This is a genomic window from Aquiflexum gelatinilyticum (assembly GCF_024813435.1).
GTDB classification, from domain to species: Bacteria; Bacteroidota; Bacteroidia; order Cytophagales; family Cyclobacteriaceae; genus Cognataquiflexum; species Cognataquiflexum gelatinilyticum.
Genome location: NZ_JANAEZ010000006.1, coordinates 48369 through 67910 on the forward strand (window position 1 = coordinate 48369; position 19542 = coordinate 67910).

Genomic DNA, 19542 nt, shown 5'->3' on the forward strand with positions numbered 1-19542 from the left:
TCTGACGCATTTTCATATTTAGCAAGTCTTCGAAAAACAGTTTTTTATTGAAAGGATTACTCTAAATCATACCCTATGTTTACTTTGAACAGCATATATGATTTTGTTTTATTGGACTTAATCAAAAAAGTTACTGAAATGCTATCAGTATGATTCAGCTTATTCATTGTCCATGCCATAATCCAAAGGCATTTGGTCACCGATTTTTTCCCAAGCCATATAACCTTGCAGAAAAAGGTCAAATGGATGGTAGTAGCTCCCGTTTTCAAATACCTGTACAGCTTTGGCCCTCAGCAACATTATACTGAGTTGACCGGGTCTCTTTTCTTCAGATTCGCCGGACTCTGATCCCAAATTCCGAATGGTAAAATTCAGGTTCCTCAAACTATAAGGGAAAAATGAGCTTTCCTCGATTTCCCGTGAAAAATTGATGTAAACCGGCTTATTGTATGTGATAAATACCTTTCCGTCTGCTGTTTTTTGGATTAATTTCGCCGGATCAAAAGGTTCATTGAATGGGATATCTAAGGAATCCATAGCATTGAACCCTACAGGCCTTTCTTGTTTGGCAGGGTTCTCTTCATCTTTTGAATCATCATCCGGCCAAATTATTTCAGAAGAGGCCTGTTTTTGGGAATTGGGATTGAGTACCCTCTGAGTAGCAAAAACCTTGAAACCTGAAGATTCCATTTCATCCTTGTACAGGCTTCGCATAAAATGCATCACGCTCCCCTGGTAGGCTTTTTCCCTACTTTCAGTCACTTTTTTGATCCTTCTTTTTGGGAGATTTTCTTCCTGGAAATAAGGATATCCGGCATAGGTAATCTGCCCTTGCTCTTTGTCATATTCAAAGCCTGTCAGGACATATTTGATGTTATAGCCGAGGTTAGGGTTTTCGATTTCGAGGATATCTTTTGCGCGGGCGGTAAGGCGGCCGGGTACTGTCTCCCCATCCAATATCAATACTTCGGGGTTTTTGATTTCGCAATTGGAAGCGTTGACACTAGTTCCTAAAAACAAGGTCTTGAATACCGCAAGGTTATCATACCAAGCTTTGTCTCTTTTTTCTTTTACTTCACTTTCTTCGAGCTCTACGGTTTCCTGCAATATTCTAAATTCATAAAAGGGTCTCAACACTTTGGTCGATATGGCATAGCTGAAAGTTTGGAAGCCGATATAGCTGATTATAAGTTCATGATTGCCCTCGGGAATAGTCAGTTCAAATTCCCCTTGCTTATTGGTAGAAGTACCGATACTGGAATTGCTGATAAAGACTGTAGCAAAAAGTAAAGGCTCTAAGGTCTCGGCATCCACTACCCGGCCTTTGAGACTGTATTGGGCAAGAATTTCAGTGGTTACACCCAACCAGATTATCCCAAAGGCAACCAAAAATTTTAAGTTGTACTCGAAAGTGTAACTTTTCATCAAACAGTTTATTTTACCTGAAATCGATATGTAGCACGGATAGGTTCTCCGGATTTGGAGATTCCCTGTAGGTCGACATTAACCTCGGGTTTGCTTTCCGTCAACCTAAATTGAAATCGGGCTTTGCCTTCACTGTCGGTGATGACTTGTGGATTCCAATAGATGGTGGACCTGAAGTCTATCGCAATCGGGGCATTAATGTCATATACACCTGAAGGGGTATAAAATTCCCGAATAGGATCATAGCCTTTGGCTTTGATGGCGGCATTTCCGATGACGGGTTCGTCTTTCCAATCATAGTTTGGATTTCCGGCTTTGGTCAGTACGTTGATGACTCCTCCTGCTCCGTCAGCACCAAAAACAGCACCTTTGCTTAGACCCGTAAGGATGTCGATCCTTTCTATTTCCGAAACAGGCAGCAATGCAACCATTCCAGGCATGGCTCTCATGCCATCAATTAAAAATGTCGCACCACCGGCATTTACAATGGACGCACCTCCACCACGTATTATTACATTTGGGGGAGGGTTGATGCTAAACACATCTCCTACCACATTCACACCGGGAAATCTTCCCCTCAGCAATTGGAATATATTCTGAAAATAGTAATATTCTTCAGTCACAGGCAGCGCCCGATCTGGGCTGTTGTTATATTGTATAGCACGTTTGTCCGGGATAGGTTCACTTCTCCTTCCTCTGACTGTAACTTCACCCAATTCTATCTCTTGACTGAGTCTAAACTGCTCAAGCATGTCCTTGGCTTCTTTGACCGACACAAGGTATTCATCGAAATCCTGAAATTTATCTCCTGAAGGAAGCAATGCTTTGTTTCTGATTTGAAAGTCGGGTGTTGTTGGCACAGACATCACTACCTCATTTCTTTTAAGTTCAGTGGTATCTCCGTTGTTTTTTTCTTTTTCGGTAAATGCCTGCAGGTAGATCCCGACTGAATCCTGATAATCCATTCCTACAAAAGAAAAACTGCCGGATTGGTCCGTTTTGCCTTCATATAAAATGGGCAATCCATATTCATGGGTTACCAACATACGCAGTTCGTGTGGAGCTTCAATCGGTTTGTCATTTACCTTGTATACTTTTCCGCTCAAAGAAAGCCCCTCTTCAAATCCAAAAGCCGGAGGGTTGGCTAATTTTGCCAGGTTTTCCCAAGAGAACCTTCTCCAGCCTTGGGTCAAAAGGAGGTTATCCAAGTATTTTTCAGCATTTGGGTTTTCAGGATTGAAGTAATAATCGGGTTGCTCGATTTCTCCTTTGACTTCCGAACTCAGCTGAAAGTAAGAATAGATGTTTTCCCCGTTTTCAGGGTGCAAAACCTGGAACGCGTCCCTTATTGATACCGAGAAATTTCCTTCCACAGGACTGCCAAATTCATCCACGATGGCGATCTCCATCTGCACAAGTTCTTTGGGTTTATATTCTGTTTTTTCAGATTTGAAATTTGCCATTGCCTGAGAAAATGGATAAACATAAACCAACCTTTCTGCCAAAAGGGTGGTTTCCTCATCCATCAGGGTAAACGTGATGATTCCCGGGAAAAAATCCTCTTTGGAGATCAATACAGAATGATCGGCCTTTTCTCCATCAAATTCCTTTTCATATACTTTTTGGCCTTTGGACAAACCTATCAAGTATAATTTCTTGCGCTCATTCCCCTTCCCTAGGTTGTGATGGATAGTCACTTTGATCTCACCTTCTGAATAATGTGGATCGAAATCAAGCACATATCCTTGTTTTAAAATCCGGCTTAGGGCAAACTTCATCCAATTCTGTTCGGCAGATTTGGCATAGACCTCATAAGCTTCATTCTCTTTTGGGGTAAATTCAAAGCTCCCCATCCCCAAATGTTCTGATTCAAACCTAATCAGGGTATCAGATTTGCTGTTGAGTATGTATCCAATGACATCTGTACTCCGTCCATAAGCATCGGTGGCTTTGAATCCGATTTTGCTTTGAATCCCCTCCACGAGGTCACCGCTTTCGGGAAAAAACCCCAGATTCAGCTTAGAGTCTCCTCCAACATATTCCCAATTTTCACCCAATTCTCCTACCCAAATATCTTTATGAAAAAATGCAGGATCCCCAAAGTTCCTCATCCATTGGGTATAGGCCCTCAGGGAATAGGATCCGGGTTCAAGGTCTTTTGGTAGCAAAATATCCCCCTGACCTTTGCCCTCTTCAAGTTTGATGATGATCCTGTCGATATATCTTTCAAATTTGGCATCGTAAAGGTCCACATATAATGGTACCGATTTGGTTGCTTCAGGGGCTTCTCCGCCATTTTCAATCATCCCATAGGCTTTTATCCAAATGGTATCGTTCAAGAAATAATGGGGTTTATCGGTATGGAGGAAGACTTTTTCCCAGGGGAAAGTTTTATTGTAGTCCTTGTAGGAAGCTGTAATTTTGTCTATTGGGGTTTGGGCAAAAAGGCTGAATTTCAAAAAACTAAACAGACCAAAAGAAAGAAGGCGGAATAGGCATTTTTTCATAAGCATACTGAGGTTTTCTTAAACTTAAGAAATATACGCCTGAATAAAAAAATAGTTTTTAGGTTTTGGATTTAAATCACCTCATTTAAACCAAAATAAAAGGCGCGCTGATCTCCAAAGGCTATGTCCAAACGGATATTTAATCCTTCATCATTGAGTTTGTACCGAAAACCAAATCCTGCGCCATACCTAAACCTTTTCCATCCAAAATCTCCGACTTTTGGAGCCACTTGTCCTGCATGACCAAAAAGTACCATTCCGAGATTTCGGTAAACAGGTAAACGGTACTCTGCTTGATGGACCATGGCATGATTGTCCCTAAATCTTCCTTCAAAAAATCCACGCATTCTGTCGCTGCCACCGATTAGGGAAATATGCTGAAATGGCGGATTTCCCGTTGTAAAACTCCACCAAGACTGCAGTGCAAGGACATGGGTATCGGAGGTCTTGAAGTATTTTCTAAAATCTGTCGTGTATTGGTTGAAGCTGAAGTTACTTCCCAAAAAAGAAGTAAATCCCATCCAACTGAACCGGTTGTTCCATCCTTTGGTGGGTTGGAAGATATTGTCTCTTGTGTCATGGTTGAGGTTTAATCCCAAACCGGAAAGCCGCTGCCCGTCGTATCCCGGGACTTGTGTGGTTTCCAATATTCCTCCGGGAACCCGCCTGTAAATGTCATCTACCCGAAATTCATATCTCGGCCCGAAGAATATTCCCGGTATGATTTGGCGAAGGTAATTCAGGTGAAAATAGGCGAAGCGGGTGGTGTAGGATTCGCCTTCATCTGTGATGGGGTCATTGCCAATGCCATAAAATTTGAAAGGAAAATTGGAAAGTTCGAGGCGTGCATTCAGGTATTCCTTGTTTTCATTTGCCCACAGGTCAAGTTCTGTGGTGAAGATCGTCTGATTGTTGAGGGTGTACAAAACCGTGATAGGAATCGAGGAAGGACGGAGGTTGGGATCGGTCTCTCCCTTGTGTTTGAAAACCCTGATTGCACGGACCCCAAGCCCTAATCTTGTCTCAGGGGAATAAGTGACCGCCGGAATAAAGGCCCATTTTTCCCCCGAAATCAAATCGATGACTCGATCTCCTACATCAAAAAATTTATCAATTGCTCCGGATGTCGGAATGGTATCATTTACTTCTTGAGCATTTGTCAAAGAAATCGTGATTGAAAAAAAGAGAAACAAAAAAAGGGCTGTTTTCATCAGCCCCAAAAGTAAGGAATGTTTTCAAATACCTTAATCCATAAATTTTTCAACTTCTTCTCTGATGATGACATATTGGAAGAGGTCGCCGACTTTACCGTTTTTGATGTAGGCATGTTTCAAAATAGCCTCAGGTTCATAACCTGCATTTTCTAGGATTTTCATTGATGGCACATTGAAATCAAAAACCTGGGCATAAATCCTTTTTATGGACGGAAATTTTTCTAGCACATATTCAGTAAACAACTGCACAGCTTGTGTGGCGATTCCCTTTCCCCAAAACTGTTCAGCCACCCAAAATCCGATTTCCATATTTGTCCGGAGCTCTTCCTTGCCTATTTCACATCCCACAGATCCCACCAATTTGCCTTCATATTCGATTGCGAAATTTTGGGGTGGGTTGAATTTTTGATTATGCTCGATCCAGTGTCTCGCATCGTGAATGGTGTAAGGAGAGGGAAAACTGTCTCTCAGGTTTTTGGCAATATTTGGGTTGTTGGCGATAGGATATAGGCTGTGGTAATGGCCCTCATGCCATGTTACCAAACTTACATTTCCTTTTCCTTGAATCTTCATTTTATGGCTGGTTATTGCTCTTTAAGATAACGGAGTTTTTTGAGTTTCCTTAAAAAGAATTCGTGTTTTTTTGATTTGAGGCAATCATCATTCCCTTTTTAAATACCCTTGAGATAAAATTCCAATTTTAATTTAAATTTTGATGAATCTTCTTCCACGCTATTCTGGCCAATGATTTTGAGAATATGTTTTGAGGTTCAATTTCTCCAACTGTCGACTGCTGCCTGTAAACTGTAGACTTTTTCCTCAATCCTCCAAACCTGAAGCATTCATCCTTTCAAGATTTTCCGAAAGTCTCAATGCAGAAATGAAATCTTCAATATTTCCCTCCATCACATCAGGAAGATTATAGACAGTTTTGTTGATGCGGTGGTCAGTGACACGGCTTTGGGGATAATTGTAGGTTCGGATTTTGTCAGAGCGGTCCCCGCTACCTACCATTGTCCTTCTTTGGGCGCCTACTGCTTCATTGTGTTTATCCAATTCGATTTCGTACAAGCGGGACCGAAGTACTTTCAATGCTTTTTCAAAGTTTTTGATCTGGGATTTTTCATCCTGACAAGTTACGACTAGGCCTGATGGAATGTGTGTTAACCTGACTGCTGAATAAGTCGTGTTGACCGATTGTCCACCCGGACCGGAGGAGCAATAGGTATCCTTTCGGATTTCATTCATGTTGATGTTAACCTCGACTTCATCCATTTCGGGAAGTACTGCGACGGTGGCAGCGGAGGTATGGACACGGCCTTGAGTTTCAGTGGCAGGTACCCGCTGCACTCGGTGGACACCTGATTCATATTTCATCATTCCATACACATCCTCGCCGGTGATGGTGCTGATGATTTCCTTATATCCTCCCGAGGAGCCAAAAGTAAGGTCGAGTACAGTCAGTTTCCAACCCTTTTTTTCGCAAAAACGCTGGTACATCCTAAACAAATCACCTGCAAAAATCGCCGCCTCATCCCCTCCGGTACCGCCCCTGATCTCCAGGATACAATCCTTGGAATCATTCGGGTCTTTTGGGATCAGTTGTTGTCTGAGTGACTCCTCCAATTCTTCTTCCCTTTGCTTCAGTTCGTCAAGTTCAGCTTTGGCCATTTCACGGAAGTCAGGATCTTTTTCTTTTTCCAGAATTTCCTTGGTACTGGTAATATTTTCTTTGACCAACTTATATTCATCATACAGGTTTACCACTTTTTCGAGGTCCCTATATTCCTTGTTCAGTTTGGTGTACTTGGACATGTCGGACATGGAGTCCGGCTGAATGATCAGTTGGCCTACTTCTATAAATCTTTCTTTCAGCGCTTGTAGTTTGTCAAGCATAAATCAATAATTGTTGAGCGGGTGCAAAATTAACAAAAATATCGGTTTTGGGATTTTAAACCTTTGCCTATCGGGCATCGGAATCCTGTTATCTTTGTGCCTCATATAAATATTTGCCATGAAACTCTTTACCAACACAGTCAGCGCTGTCATTGAATCCCTGGATGAAATTTTTAACCAAAACAGGTATGCTGATAAAGTGATTGAAAGAAAATTGAAATCCAATCCAAAATGGGGAGCAAGGGACAGAGGATTTATTGCCGAGTCCATCTATGAAATGGTAAGATGGTGGAGGCTACTCAATCAACTTAGCCCATCGGATGACTTCTACCATCTTTTTGGTACCTATTGGGTGCTTCAGGGAAATGAACTTCCGGATTGGAGGGAATTCAAAGGCTTGGATCCAAAATTCATCAAAGCAAATTATGACAGGATCCAAGAAAGGGCAATCCTTCAATCTATTCCCGATTGGCTTGATGACATGGGTGCTGAACTTTTGGGAGAAAATTGGGAGAAAGAAATCGAAACTCTCAACCAAGAAGCAGATGTCGTCCTTAGGGTCAACACACTCAAAGTCACCCGCGAGCAACTCATGAAAAGGCTTGCTGACGATGGCATCGAATCCTATGCTCCCAAAGGCTACAAAGACGCATTGGTACTTGCAAAAAGGCAGAATATTTTCAAAAATCCGGCCTTTAAAGAAGGGCTTTTTGAGATTCAGGATGCCTCGTCCCAACTCGTGGCAGCAGCTTTGGAAGTGGAACCTGGCATGCGGGTGATTGATGCCTGTGCGGGTTCTGGAGGAAAATCACTTCACCTAGCCGCCTTGATGCAAAATAAAGGTAGGATCCTATCCATGGACGTGGAGGCATGGAAGCTGCAAAACACCAAACTGAGGGCGAGAAGGAACGGGATTAGCATCATTGAACCCAAAGTAATCGAAGGAAATAAGACAATTAAAAGATTAAAGGAATCTGCTGACCGGGTGCTGTTGGATGTGCCCTGCTCGGGATTGGGAGTATTGAAACGCAATCCGGATACCAAGTGGAAACTGACTCCTGAATCCATAGAAAAGGTGCAGGCCATCCAACAGGAAATCCTTCAAAACTATGCCGGCATGGTAAAACCGGGCGGATTATTGGTTTATGCTACTTGTAGTATTTTGCCTACCGAAAACCAAATGCAGGTCGAGAAATTCCTTTCTTCCGAAAACGGTAAAAACTTTGAATTGGTGGAAGACCAAAAAGTCTTGGCACAGGATAGCGGGTATGATGGTTTTTATATAGCAAAGATCAAGAGGAAATAAAATTAGGGTTAGAAAATGATGGTATTCATTTAAACTGAACTGTTTTTTTTGAATCAGAGATTCTTGTATTCTAGCCTATTCTAGAATAATAATTACGTTTCCAAATTTTTCTTCGTGCCTTTGCGCCTTTGCGGGATAATTTTCCCTAAATTTAAAATAACCAAACATCCGATCCCCATGACACTAGAAGCTGTTTTTGGCATGGCCAGTACCTTGGCCTTTTTTTCATGGATTGCACTGTTTATTTTTTATCCAAGGAAATGGATTTACCAAACGCTATTTTCAGGAGTTTTCATTTTGATGGCAATTACTTATGGGTTTTATATCATTCCGGCTTTGTTCAGTGGAGGGGAGGGAGGATTCAGTACATTGTCTGAAGTGAGGTTGCTTTTCGGTTCAGATGAAGCCCTTTTGGCGGGATGGATTCACTACCTTGCTTTTGACATGTTTGTCGGAATGTGGATCGCTCAGGATGCCTGGGAAAAAGATATCAGCCGATGGTTGGTGCTTCCTTGTCTGCTGTTGACATTTATGATGGGGCCTGTAGGCTTGTTGTTGTACTTTTTGGTCAGGGCATCCAAAATCAAAAAACTCAATCAGAGTCCTTATCACCCATGATATTTATCAGAAAGATTTTCAAAAGAAGCATGTCCCTTGGGCAGTTTGGCCTGCTCAATTTCATTTTATTTTTCATATTGTTGGCTATTTCTTTTTTTGATGACAGGACTTTAAATGGGGTCAATGTCTGGATGAAACCTATGAAATTTGCTGTTTCCATTGGAATCTTTTCTTGGACGATGGCTTGGTATTTATTTTATCTCCCCCAAATCCGAAAAGTCCAGAAGATCAAACTAACCATTATCACCGCTATGATAATCGAGATGGTAATCATCATCTATCAGGCTTCTAGGGGAGAGCTCTCCCATTTCAATGTCAGTTCTGTAGGCAATGCGGTTTTGTTCCAAATCATGGGCATTGCCATTCTCATAAATACCATCATGGTTTTTTGGGCCTATCGATTATTTTCAGTTGTGGAATCCCTTTTTGCAGGGTATAAGAGAGGCATTCGCTTGGGCATGTTGATTTTTATTGTTGCGAGTATGGAAGGTTATCTGATGGCCGCCAACTTGAGTCATACAGTTGGAGCGCCCGATGGCCAGGAGGGAATTTTCTTCCTGAATTGGGCAAAGGCCTATGGTGACCTTCGGATTTTCCATTTTTTCGGAATTCACGCCTTGCAGACTGTCCCGCTTTTTGCCTGGTATTTTGCAAGAAAGGATGTCAAGAAGGTAAATATTTTTGCTGTCATTTATTTCATTTTCTCCTTGGGCACTTTCTGGTATGCAATGGCAGGTAGGGGGATATTTTGGGGATGAAATGGTTGTAGTTGTTATAATTGTTGTCAGCTTCGCGTTGTCATAGTTGTCGGGTTATCTACCGTCACCCTGAGGCACGAAGGGTCTCACCTAAGGCAAATGAGATCCTTCAGTTCCCGGAGAAAACGGGACAGGCTGTTCCTTTTTCAGGATGACGAGGAAACCAATGTGAGTTATTTAAGAAAACTGGACTAGCTGTACATCCTATGAACTGAAAAGAGAAGTTCTTCCTCATATAATGGAACCAAGTCTTGGATATTGTGTCTTGCTTCTAGAATCTTAAGTCTCCCATCTCATATCTCACGTCTTACATCTCCTATTTAATTTATTTTCAAACCGATTTGATTGACAACTGAAAATGTTCTTATCTTTGACGGGCAAATAGGGTTACCTAACCGAATTTGCTATGAACCTCAATTCCAATAAATTTCTTTTTGAAGCACTCACCTACGACGATGTGCTTTTAGTGCCGGGATATTCTGAAGTCCTTCCAAGAAATACAGACACATCCTCCCAACTCACCAAAAAAATCCGACTCAACATTCCTCTTGTTTCCGCCGCGATGGATACTGTGACGGAATCCGAATTGGCTATTGCCATTGCGCTAGAAGGTGGACTTGGTTTTATACACAAAAACATGTCCATCGAGAAGCAGGCCGCCCAAGTCAGAAAGGTGAAACGTTCTCAGGCCGGGATGATTTTGGATCCGATTACCTTGGATATTGAATCCAAAGTAAGGGATGCGGATGCCATCATGCGCGAATACCATATTGGAGGGATTCCTGTTGTGGACGAAAACAGGGTTTTGAAAGGAATCATCACCAATAGGGATTTGAGGTTCATCAAAGATCCAAATGTTAAAATCAAAGATATTATGACAAGTGAAAACCTGATTACTGCCAAGGCAGGAATTTCACTTGAACAGGCTGAAGAGATTCTTCAAGAATACAAAATCGAGAAACTTCCGATTGTAGATGAGGATGAAAAACTTACAGGTCTGATCACCTATAAGGATATTTTAAAAAGAAGGGACAAACCGCATGCCTGCAAAGATGAATTTGGAAGGCTTCGTGTAGGTGCTGCTGTCGGTGTCACCGCTGATATTGTCGAAAGGGTCGAAGCCCTTAAGATAGCAGGTGTAGATGTTGTTTCCATAGACACAGCACATGGACACTCCAAAGGCGTCATGGATGCATGCAGAAGAATCAAAGATGCATTTCCGGATTTGGAAGTTATAGTAGGCAATATTGCGACTCCGGAAGCTGCAATTGCACTTGCTGATGCAGGTGCAGATGCAGTGAAAGTGGGAGTAGGTCCGGGAAGTATCTGTACCACAAGGGTGATTGCAGGTGTGGGTGTTCCACAGCTTTCGGCTGTATTTGAATGCGCAGAAGCTCTGAAAGGTAGAAATGTTCCTGTCATCGCTGATGGTGGAATCCGCTATTCGGGTGATTTGGTGAAAGCCATTGCTGCAGGCGCAGGATCTATCATGATTGGGTCTTTGTTGGCAGGAACAGAAGAAGCTCCAGGAGAAATGCTGATTTTTGAAGGAAGGAAATTCAAAACATATAGAGGTATGGGTTCGCTGGAAGCCATGGAATCCGGTTCCAAAGACCGTTATTTCCAGGATGCAGAAGACAATATCAAGAAGCTTGTACCGGAAGGAATCGTTGGTAGAGTAGCATACAAAGGTTTGGTTTCAGAAGTCCTTTACCAATTAGTGGGTGGACTTCAGGCTGGTATGGGTTACTGTGGTACCCCAACTGTGGAAGATCTGCAAAAGAATGGCAAGTTTGTGAAAATCACTGCTGCAGGTGTCAAGGAATCACATCCGCATGATGTAAGCATCACAAGAGAAGCCCCAAACTACTCAGCTAAAATGTAAGCAAAGTTTAAAATGAAAGTGATAACTACTAGAAAAAGCGGCGGGTCCTACCTGTCGCTTTTTCGATTTCAGAGGGAATAAGACCCGGAGAAGATGGGTAATTTGCTAAAAGGGAAATTCCTAAGTTCCACAATGAAGTCAACACAGGAAATTTGTGGCAACGAAAAAAGAGTACACAAATTCAATTTTGAATTCAATTTCTTAAATCAGGATCATAACTCAATTTTTTAAGCATATCATCTGTCAGCGGATCGGAGTATATACCATAGCCATTGACCAAGACCCCTTTCAAATTGAATTTGTCGGAAGATACGGCATAGAGGACCGATTGGTCATCAGGATCAGAATTTCCCTCAAATCTAAAAACCTTATCTATTTGAAATTCATCGTGTAAAATGCGGAATTCACCCCCACGGCATTCAATACAAAATTCTTTGAGGTTAAAATCCTCAGTATATCCTTGGCTTTTCAGTCCGTTTATTGCTTGTGATAGTGTTTCGTAATTTTCCATAACTATCTAGGTTTATTTGATTACAGAATATTGAATAAGGATAAGACCAGGGTCTGAATTTGATAAGAGTTTTTCTCCTGTTTCGGATTGAATCTTTATTCAGAAAACGAAATTTTTGAAAATCGGTTTTTATAAATATTGGTTGTTATATGCTTTTAATATTATTTTCTGACCGGTTTCGTCGATTCGTATAAGTAGACTTGTCAAGTCTTAAAGTCCGAGGCTGTCCATTTTTGCCTTAAGGTAATCACCATTTTCAGCAGGATAGCGGAGATCTTTGTCATACTTTCCACTTTGCTTGGCAAGGGCCCAAATTAGACTTTCTCCGGCAGGAATTACCATTGGGACTTCTTCAAATATCGGATCCTTAAAGGCCTCATCCGCATCCATGATTTCCCATCCTTTTTCTTTGAAATGTACGATCAGGTCATCCAAGAATAATGCCGAGGCAAGGTTATGGTGAAGTAAGATCGTATGGTTGATTTTCCTACCGGTCAATTGGTCAGCCAATCCATCATAAAATAAAGCTCGGTCATACATGTGTTCGATGTAAAAATCCCTAAACCCGCTGATGTCGGCCTGCGGATTTTCTTTGAGCCTATCTACCAATCTGCTGGCGATATACCAATCAGAGGCATCTATGGTAACATGGCCGTTTTTGTAACCTTTTTCTATCATAAAAGTCCTGAATCCTTCCACTTTCTCTTTTGTTTCACCCTCCTTGAGGTAAGGGAATCTGAAGTATTGGTAGAAGTTGGGATAGGCACGGATCACAGCATCATTTCTAATGAGCTCTGTCTTGAACATCTCCAAAGTCGTCTTCGGATCGCTGAATCTCGGATGGGTAAAAGTGTGGTTTGCAATCCGGTGGCCTTCTTTGTCCCAAGAAGAAAGTACATACCTGCCTTTGTCATTGTCCAAGGGTCCGACAGTAGCAAATAGAACCGCTTTGGCATCATGTTTTTTCAAGCTTGTAAGTATCATTTGGTTCCACTCCTCCAATTTTAGATTAGGCATATCACGTGTGGACCCATCATCAAAAGTAAAAGCAACCTTGGGTCGGATGGATGATTGTTCCTTTTCCTGTGATTTGATTACTGTCATATCGCCTAGATTTAGAACGATGGACAGAATTAGGAAGTAGATAGTATTGGCCATTTTGGAAGACTAGGTTTGGTATATATTTACAATCTAATCAACATTCAATTCGATAGTAAGGAAGATTATGCAAATGGATAAAAATCCGGCTTAAAGTAAAACAGGCTTACATACTCCTTGGGAGACTTCTTTTGAAATCTCCTTCTTTGGATTTATTGTATATTTGGGAAATATGGACTTTTGTTTGCCAACATTCCATAATCCGATCAACAAATCAACATTAACAAGCCCAAAGATGAGAAACCGGTTTTTTATTTTATTTGGATGGCTATTGATAATTGCATCCTGCCAATCTCCAAATGAAACTCAGGGAGAAAAAGAGGAACAGACAAAACCACAAAAAGTCTCTATTGCCGAAATAGAAATAGGGATCAAAGCCTATATTGAAAAGGAAACAGAGACAGGTGACGGCTATTTTCAAGTCAATGACGAAAGAGGAAATTTCAATTTGAAGCTCGTTCGTGTCCATACTGAGTACCTTTCGAACCTTGGTCCGAAAAAATATTTTGCCTGTGTGGATTTGGCGGATGAAAAAGGAGATGTCTATGATGTGGATTTTTTTATGGAGGGTGAACCGGGAAACATGAGGGTAACAGAAACTTCCCTTCACAAACTGAACGGCAAGCCATTTTACACTTGGAAGCAGGTGGTGGACAAAACCTGGCGGAGAGTCCCGGTTGAAATTGCATCCACGGATTTGTTAGGAGTTGTCGAAGGTCAGGATGAATTTGATTTTCATTACTATTCCAAACTTCCCAAGATTGACGGATCTGCCAAAATGTGGATTCCTATCGCCAAAAGTGACAGTTTCCAAAATGTTGAGGTGGTCAAAATGAACCTTCCTGGAAAACATCAAATGTTGAAAGAACAGGATTTTGACAATACGATTCTTTACCTAGAACTCGGGCCAGAGGATAGCGGAAAGGAAATTGACATTACCTATCAGGTGGCAAGGAAAGAAAAAGGTCCTTATGATGCTTTTGATCCCGTCGACAAGAAATACTTACAGCCAAATCTTTTGATGCCAATCGGCGGTAGGTTTGAAGAAATAGCCAAAGAAGCCATCAAAGGCAAGGAAAATGACAATAAACTCGTCCAAGCTCGGGCTTTGTATGATTATATTATTGACAACATGCGGTATATGAAATTTGGTAAATTCGGCCGCGGGGATTCCAATTATGCCTGCGATTCCAAGACGGGAAACTGCACTGAGTTTCATTCTTTTTTCATTTCCTTGGCGAGATCAATTGATATTCCGGCGAGGTTTTCCATAGGTGCCTCAATTCCCTCAGATAGGGACGAGGGAGGTATTGATGGGTATCATTGTTGGGCCGAATTCTACGCAGATGGCAAGTGGTGGCCGGTGGATATCAGTGAGGGTAATAAGTACACAGCCCTTGCTACATATTATTTTGGAAGGCATCCTGCCAATAGGATTGAATTCAGTCAGGGCCGTGACCTCAAAGTAAGCCCTGGTCCATCTGGAGGACCGATCAATTTTATGGCTTATCCCATCATGGAAATAAACGGAGAACCTGCTTTTCCACAAACTGTATTTTCATTCAACAGAAAATCAGAGTAAACTTGACCATTTTTCTGAAAAACGTGGGAATTCCTTTCATGGGATTTTGATAATGCCTTCTGATTTTTTTGATTTGGTAAGATTGGATATGGAGGAAAAAAGAAGTGTCTGAAAAAACCATATCCTGAGAGCTGGTTTCCAGACACTTTTAAAACGCCTTTTTGAAATTAATTGGTAGCAGTTGTGTCTGCAGGATGTTCTGAAGTAGAATCAGTGGGGTGTTCTGCACCATCGGATGGATGTTCAGCACCTTCAGCAGGATGCTCGGCACTTTCTACTTGTTCGGTTGATTCTTCTCCTTCTTTTTTACCTCCACAAGAACTAACGGTTGCTACGAAAAGGAAGCCAAAGGCCAATACCAATAAGGTACTTGATTTCAGTTTTTTTAACAGGGTCATAGTCTTTCTGTTTTGTTGTTGGTGATTTGTTTTTAGGCTAATCTAATTTAAGCCAAAACAAATTTATGATTTTTTGCCAGTTTCAAGAATTTATTTGCCATTTCAAAAGTCTTTGCCATTTTTTTTCTTTGGTTTTGAATTGGTTTTCAGATCACCGGATACTATTTATTTGCCTTGTTTCAACCTTTTGTTTTGACTTTGAATTTTATTTACTAATGATCACCCTAGTCGGGGTTGGTCCGGAGATACTGTTTTTGTCAAAAGCTGATCTGATTTCTTCTTGAACAGAGAAGAACGCATCCCAATAATGTGCAGGAGATGAATAAGGCCTGATGGCAAGAGTGACCATTCCATCACCTACTTTCAAAACATTGACAGAAGGAGCTGGTTCTTCCAATACAAACTCATTTGCTTTTAATACTTCTAAGGCAACATTTTTTGCTTTGACCACATCACTGTCTGGGGCCAAAGCCATGGTGATATCTACACGGAGATTGCCATGACGGGAATAATTGACGATCGTACCGTTAGAGACAGCGCCGTTTGCAAGAATGACGGTTTTGTTTTCTGCCGTCAGCAGGATTGTATTGAAAATTTGGATTTCGTTGACCACGCCGGTCTGACCGTTTGATTCTATCAGGTCTCCGATTTTAAAAGGCTTAAAAACCAGGATCAATACCCCGCCGGCAAAATTGGCAAGCGAACCCTGTAAAGCCAAACCCACAGCTAAACCCAAAGCACCGACGACTGCCACAAATGAAGTAGTCTGAATCCCAAGCATGCCCGCGACAGAAATCAGCAATAGCACCTTTAAACCCCCACTCACGAGACTACCCAAAAATGATTGCAGGGAAACTTCTATTCCTCTTTTGTTAAGTGCCTTTGAAACAAGCTTCGAAATGAAATTGACCACGTAAAGGCCAATGATAAATACTGCAAGTGCACCTAGTAATTTTGGACCGAAAACGTATACCCAGTCCATAAACTTTGTTGTGTAAGTGGTTACTTCTTCCATAGATTGTATTTTAAATGAAGATTGTATAAAATTAAAATTCTATAAAAATATAAAAATGATGTGAAATATTTTACCGTTAAGTAGGCCTAGTTTATTGATTTATTATGAAAAAAGAGGATAAAAATCAAAGATATCTAACCTTGGCAATAAATTATTAATTAGCAATTTAATAGGGACATTGGTCTTAATCTTTGGTAGGATCTTCAATATAATAAGTAAGTTCAGGAGCATTAAAAGCAAAAAACCCAATGATATTTATCATTGGGTTTTTTTGAGAAAGAACTTATTTCCTAAGGTTGGATTGGAGTTCACCTTCCAGTTCCATCAGGAAGCTGTCAATCGTTCCCGGCTTGACGTGGGGCATGACGACGATTTTGTACCATTCCGGTTCAAATTCATAGGAATTGGCAACGAGGTAGTATTTGTATGCCAATTCTTTGGATAGGTATTTGGCTTTTATCGCGATGATATTCAGGTAAGGATTTCTGAAATATTCCACTCCCATTCTTTCTAATCTCTTGCAAATTCGCTCTGTTTGGTCGCAAAGGGTTTCCATTTTGTATTTCCATCCTTCCGATCCATGGATCTGCAATATCATCCACATAGAGATGGCATTGGCTCCGGACCGGCTTCCGCTGACGGTATAATCTTTTCCGGGGATATATTGCGCTTCTTCCGTTTTGACATAGTCAAAAAACCCTTTTCGGATCAAGAAAAGCCCTGTTCCGTAGGGTGTCTGAAGCATTTTGTGTCCATCTGCTGTAATGGAATTCATGTAAGGATTTTGGAATGTAAACCTGCTCATTGGGTTTGTAAAAGGGTAAATAAACCCTCCATAAGCGGCATCTACATGGATTTTGAATGGTACATTGAGATTAGTGAAAAAATCGCCTAGTATATCGATGTCATCTACAGACCCAAACATGGTAGTGGAAAGATTTGCGATGACGATGAAATACTTGATGCCTTCTTGCATGGCGGTATTTACTTTGGACTCTAAGGATTCCTTGGTGATCTGCCTGCTTTCCGGTTCCACTTCGAGGATGATGCTGGTAAGGTTAAGCAGATTGGCACCTTTAGGCATGGAATAATGAGAGTCTTGGGAATAAACCAGTCCGATTTCACCAAGTCTGGCATCATATTCTTTTTTGAAAAAATTCCTGTAAATCCACATGGCCTGAATATTGGCTTCTGTTCCGCCGGTTGCCACATATCCGTCTTGTTGGTTTGGATCTCCATTAAGGATTTCCTCTGCTACCAAGCGGATCAGGTCCTTTTCGATTTTCTGGGTACCTTCAAATATCTCCAGGACCGATTTGTCGCTGAGAGAATGTACGCCGATATGGTTTGGATTGCGGACCATGGCAGACATGTATGGCGCATCTTTCAAAAATGGTGCATCTGGATAAAATTCTGCAGTATCCAGGTATGTTCCGGGAATTCCAAGTATGGGGTGATCGCCTCTGTAATCCAGATTTTGGGAAAGGGCATTGAATATGGTTTCTTTGATTTGTTCGTGTGATAGTTTTTTCCAATACATGGCAATAAAATTAAAATGTGAAAAGAAATCAATTCCAGATCTTCCAGGCAGCTTCTGCCTGAAGTTGGAGCATTTCCAATCCATTCTTTACCAATGCACCGCGCGCCTCAAGGGAGCGCATCAAAAAAGTTTTTTCAGGATTGTACACCAAGTCATAGACCTTGTGCATTCCTGTAATGTAATTTGGGTTGATTTCCGGCATTTCTTCGGTTTTTGGAAATGTCCCTACCGGAGTGGTATTGATGATAAGCTGGTGGGACTCAAGTATGGTGGGATTTGACTCCAAATCTCGGTAATTGATCCAACCGGGTTTTTCAGAAGAATTTCTAGAAACCATCAATAAAGAAATTCCCATATCTGAAAGCGCCTGCACCACTGCTTTGGATGCTCCTCCGGTTCCCAGAACCAATGCTTTTGGCTTGCTCGATCCAAGAAAACCCTCAAGTGATTGTCTAAATCCTATATAGTCGGTATTGTAACCTTTGAGTTTTCCTTCTTTGATTTGGATACAATTGACCGCACCGATTTTTTGGCAGGCGGGATCCATTTCATCCAGAAATGGAATAACCTTTTCCTTGTAAGGAATGGTGACATTAATGCCTTCCAGTTCAGTATTTTCGGACAGGATTTTGGGAAAAAGGGAAATGTCCGGGATTTCATACAAATCATATTGACAATCCAAGATCCCTTCCTTTTCGAATTTTGAAGTGAAATACTTTTTGGAAAAAGAATGGGTCAACGGAAAACCTATCAATCCGAATTTTCTCATGATCGCTTCAGGTAATTTGCTGTTCTTTCAATTCCCAGAACCAAAAGGATTCCAAACAAAAATGACAACACTGCATAAAGTATCTGCGGTTCCTGTCCTGTCACTTCCAAATAATGTTGGGGCCAAATATTTTCGGTTAGGAAAGGTTTCTGTTCTCCAGAAGAAGACATCCTGTAAGAGAGGATTTCTTTCCAAGGCCAGATTTTGTTAAGTGATCCTAGCATAAATCCGGACAGAACACCGATAGTCACCGCATGGTAATGTTTCAGCAACCAAGAAATCAACCTACTGAAAGAAAGCAATCCTACAACACAACCTGAACCAAAAACGATAATTATCAGAAAATTTTTATCAGTGACTGCTCCGAGAATTCTTTCGTATTGGCCCATGACTAATAGCAAAAAGCTTCCTGAAATACCCGGCAAAATCATCGCGCAGATCGCTATGGCTCCGGCTACAAAGGTAAACCAAAGCGCATCCGGAGTAGTGGTGGGAGGCAATCCTGTAATCCAATAGGCAGTTATTGTTCCTAAAAGTAGAGAAAGGATCACGCCAACATTCCATCTCTTGATGTCTCTTAGGATAATTACCGCAGAAATGATGATCAATCCGCAAAAAAACGACCACAGAGGAATCGGATGGTTGTCCATCAGGTAAGTGATTACCTTTGAAAGAGAAAAAATACTTGTCAGAATCCCAGCAAGCAAGGTGAATAGAAAACCCCCATTGATATGCTCCCAAAGGCTCTTAATTTCAAATTTGAATAGAAAACCTAGGGCAGTTTTATCAATGGACTTGATACTGTCGAGAAGTTTTTGGTAAATGCCTGCTATCAGGGCAATAGAACCTCCTGAAACTCCGGGAACGACATCAGCAGCTCCCATGGACATGCCTTTGAGGAAGGTTAAAATATAATCTTTGAGATAGTTCATTGTGGATCAAAAAAAGGACTGCCTTCTT

Annotated in this window: 17 protein-coding genes; 5 read left to right on the forward strand and 12 right to left on the reverse strand. The window is 41.3% G+C overall.

Going from position 1 to position 19542, the window contains the following annotated elements; all coding sequences use genetic code 11:
* Nucleotides 1–159: 159 nt before the first annotated feature.
* The 5 genes from NK987_RS13935 to prfA all read right to left on the reverse strand — a co-directional run bounded on the left by NK987_RS13935 (nt 160) and on the right by prfA (nt 7042).
* Complete coding sequence (locus tag NK987_RS13935) at nt 160–1425, reverse strand: carboxypeptidase-like regulatory domain-containing protein (protein ID WP_259264347.1); 1266 nt, start codon at nt 1423–1425, stop codon at nt 160–162.
* Between the two features lie 8 nt (nt 1426–1433).
* Nucleotides 1434–3932, reverse strand: coding sequence for a TonB-dependent receptor (locus tag NK987_RS13940; protein WP_259264348.1), 2499 nt, complete (start codon nt 3930–3932; stop codon nt 1434–1436).
* 71 nt (nt 3933–4003) lie between these two features.
* Nucleotides 4004–5143, reverse strand: a complete 1140-nt coding sequence (locus NK987_RS13945; protein WP_258422376.1) for an outer membrane protein assembly factor — start codon at nt 5141–5143, stop codon at nt 4004–4006.
* A 33-nt stretch (nt 5144–5176) separates the two neighbouring features.
* Entirely contained in the window at nt 5177–5719 is a 543-nt protein-coding gene (locus tag NK987_RS13950) for a GNAT family N-acetyltransferase (protein WP_258422377.1), read from the reverse strand.
* Between the two features lie 246 nt (nt 5720–5965).
* On the reverse strand, nt 5966–7042 hold the full coding sequence (gene prfA / locus NK987_RS13955) for a peptide chain release factor 1 (protein WP_259264349.1): 1077 nt from the start codon (nt 7040–7042) through the stop codon (nt 5966–5968).
* 118 nt (nt 7043–7160) lie between these two features.
* Here prfA and NK987_RS13960 point away from each other — a divergent pair, with 118 nt between their 5' ends.
* The 4 genes from NK987_RS13960 to guaB all read left to right on the forward strand — a co-directional run bounded on the left by NK987_RS13960 (nt 7161) and on the right by guaB (nt 11609).
* On the forward strand, nt 7161–8348 hold the full coding sequence (locus NK987_RS13960; protein WP_259264350.1) for an RsmB/NOP family class I SAM-dependent RNA methyltransferase: 1188 nt from the start codon (nt 7161–7163) through the stop codon (nt 8346–8348).
* Nucleotides 8349–8525: 177 nt separating this feature from the next.
* A complete protein-coding gene (locus tag NK987_RS13965) occupies nt 8526–8966 on the forward strand; it encodes an ABA4-like family protein (RefSeq protein WP_259264351.1) in 441 nt (146 codons plus the stop codon).
* Entirely contained in the window at nt 8963–9724 is a 762-nt protein-coding gene (locus tag NK987_RS13970) for a hypothetical protein (protein ID WP_259264352.1), read from the forward strand. Before NK987_RS13965 ends, NK987_RS13970 begins: the two co-directional genes overlap by 4 nt.
* Nucleotides 9725–10130: 406 nt before the next feature.
* Nucleotides 10131–11609, forward strand: coding sequence for an IMP dehydrogenase (gene guaB, locus NK987_RS13975; protein WP_258422382.1), 1479 nt, complete (start codon nt 10131–10133; stop codon nt 11607–11609).
* A gap of 193 nt (nt 11610–11802) precedes the next feature.
* On the opposite strand, the gene NK987_RS13980 is transcribed toward guaB, so the two are convergent.
* Both NK987_RS13980 and NK987_RS13985 read right to left on the reverse strand, forming a co-directional pair.
* Nucleotides 11803–12120 carry a phosphoribosylpyrophosphate synthetase gene (locus NK987_RS13980; RefSeq protein WP_258422383.1) on the reverse strand — a complete coding sequence of 106 codons (318 nt, stop codon included), beginning with the start codon at nt 12118–12120 and terminating at the stop codon, nt 11803–11805.
* A gap of 210 nt (nt 12121–12330) precedes the next feature.
* The gene (locus tag NK987_RS13985; protein WP_259264353.1) at nt 12331–13278 is read right to left on the reverse strand and encodes a polysaccharide deacetylase family protein; all 948 of its coding nucleotides are present in this window, start codon (nt 13276–13278) and stop codon (nt 12331–12333) included.
* 235 nt (nt 13279–13513) lie between these two features.
* Here NK987_RS13985 and NK987_RS13990 point away from each other — a divergent pair, with 235 nt between their 5' ends.
* Nucleotides 13514–14860 (forward strand): transglutaminase-like domain-containing protein, encoded by a 1347-nt coding sequence (locus NK987_RS13990; protein WP_259264354.1) that lies wholly within the window; start codon nt 13514–13516, stop codon nt 14858–14860.
* A 167-nt stretch (nt 14861–15027) separates the two neighbouring features.
* On the opposite strand, the gene NK987_RS13995 is transcribed toward NK987_RS13990, so the two are convergent.
* The 5 genes from NK987_RS13995 to NK987_RS14015 form a co-directional block, all read right to left on the reverse strand.
* Nucleotides 15028–15258, reverse strand: a complete 231-nt coding sequence (locus tag NK987_RS13995; protein WP_258422386.1) for a hypothetical protein — start codon at nt 15256–15258, stop codon at nt 15028–15030.
* A 205-nt stretch (nt 15259–15463) separates the two neighbouring features.
* Nucleotides 15464–16273, reverse strand: coding sequence for a mechanosensitive ion channel family protein (locus NK987_RS14000; protein ID WP_259264355.1), 810 nt, complete (start codon nt 16271–16273; stop codon nt 15464–15466).
* 283 nt (nt 16274–16556) lie between these two features.
* Nucleotides 16557–17813: a pyridoxal-dependent decarboxylase gene (locus tag NK987_RS14005; protein WP_259264356.1), complete on the reverse strand. Its 1257-nt coding sequence runs from the start codon at nt 17811–17813 to the stop codon at nt 16557–16559.
* A gap of 28 nt (nt 17814–17841) precedes the next feature.
* Nucleotides 17842–18582, reverse strand: coding sequence for a shikimate dehydrogenase family protein (locus NK987_RS14010; RefSeq protein ID WP_259264357.1), 741 nt, complete (start codon nt 18580–18582; stop codon nt 17842–17844).
* The gene (locus NK987_RS14015; protein ID WP_259264358.1) at nt 18579–19514 is read right to left on the reverse strand and encodes a polyprenyl-phosphate transporter; all 936 of its coding nucleotides are present in this window, start codon (nt 19512–19514) and stop codon (nt 18579–18581) included. Before NK987_RS14015 ends, NK987_RS14010 begins: the two co-directional genes overlap by 4 nt.
* Nucleotides 19515–19542 lie beyond the last annotated feature (28 nt).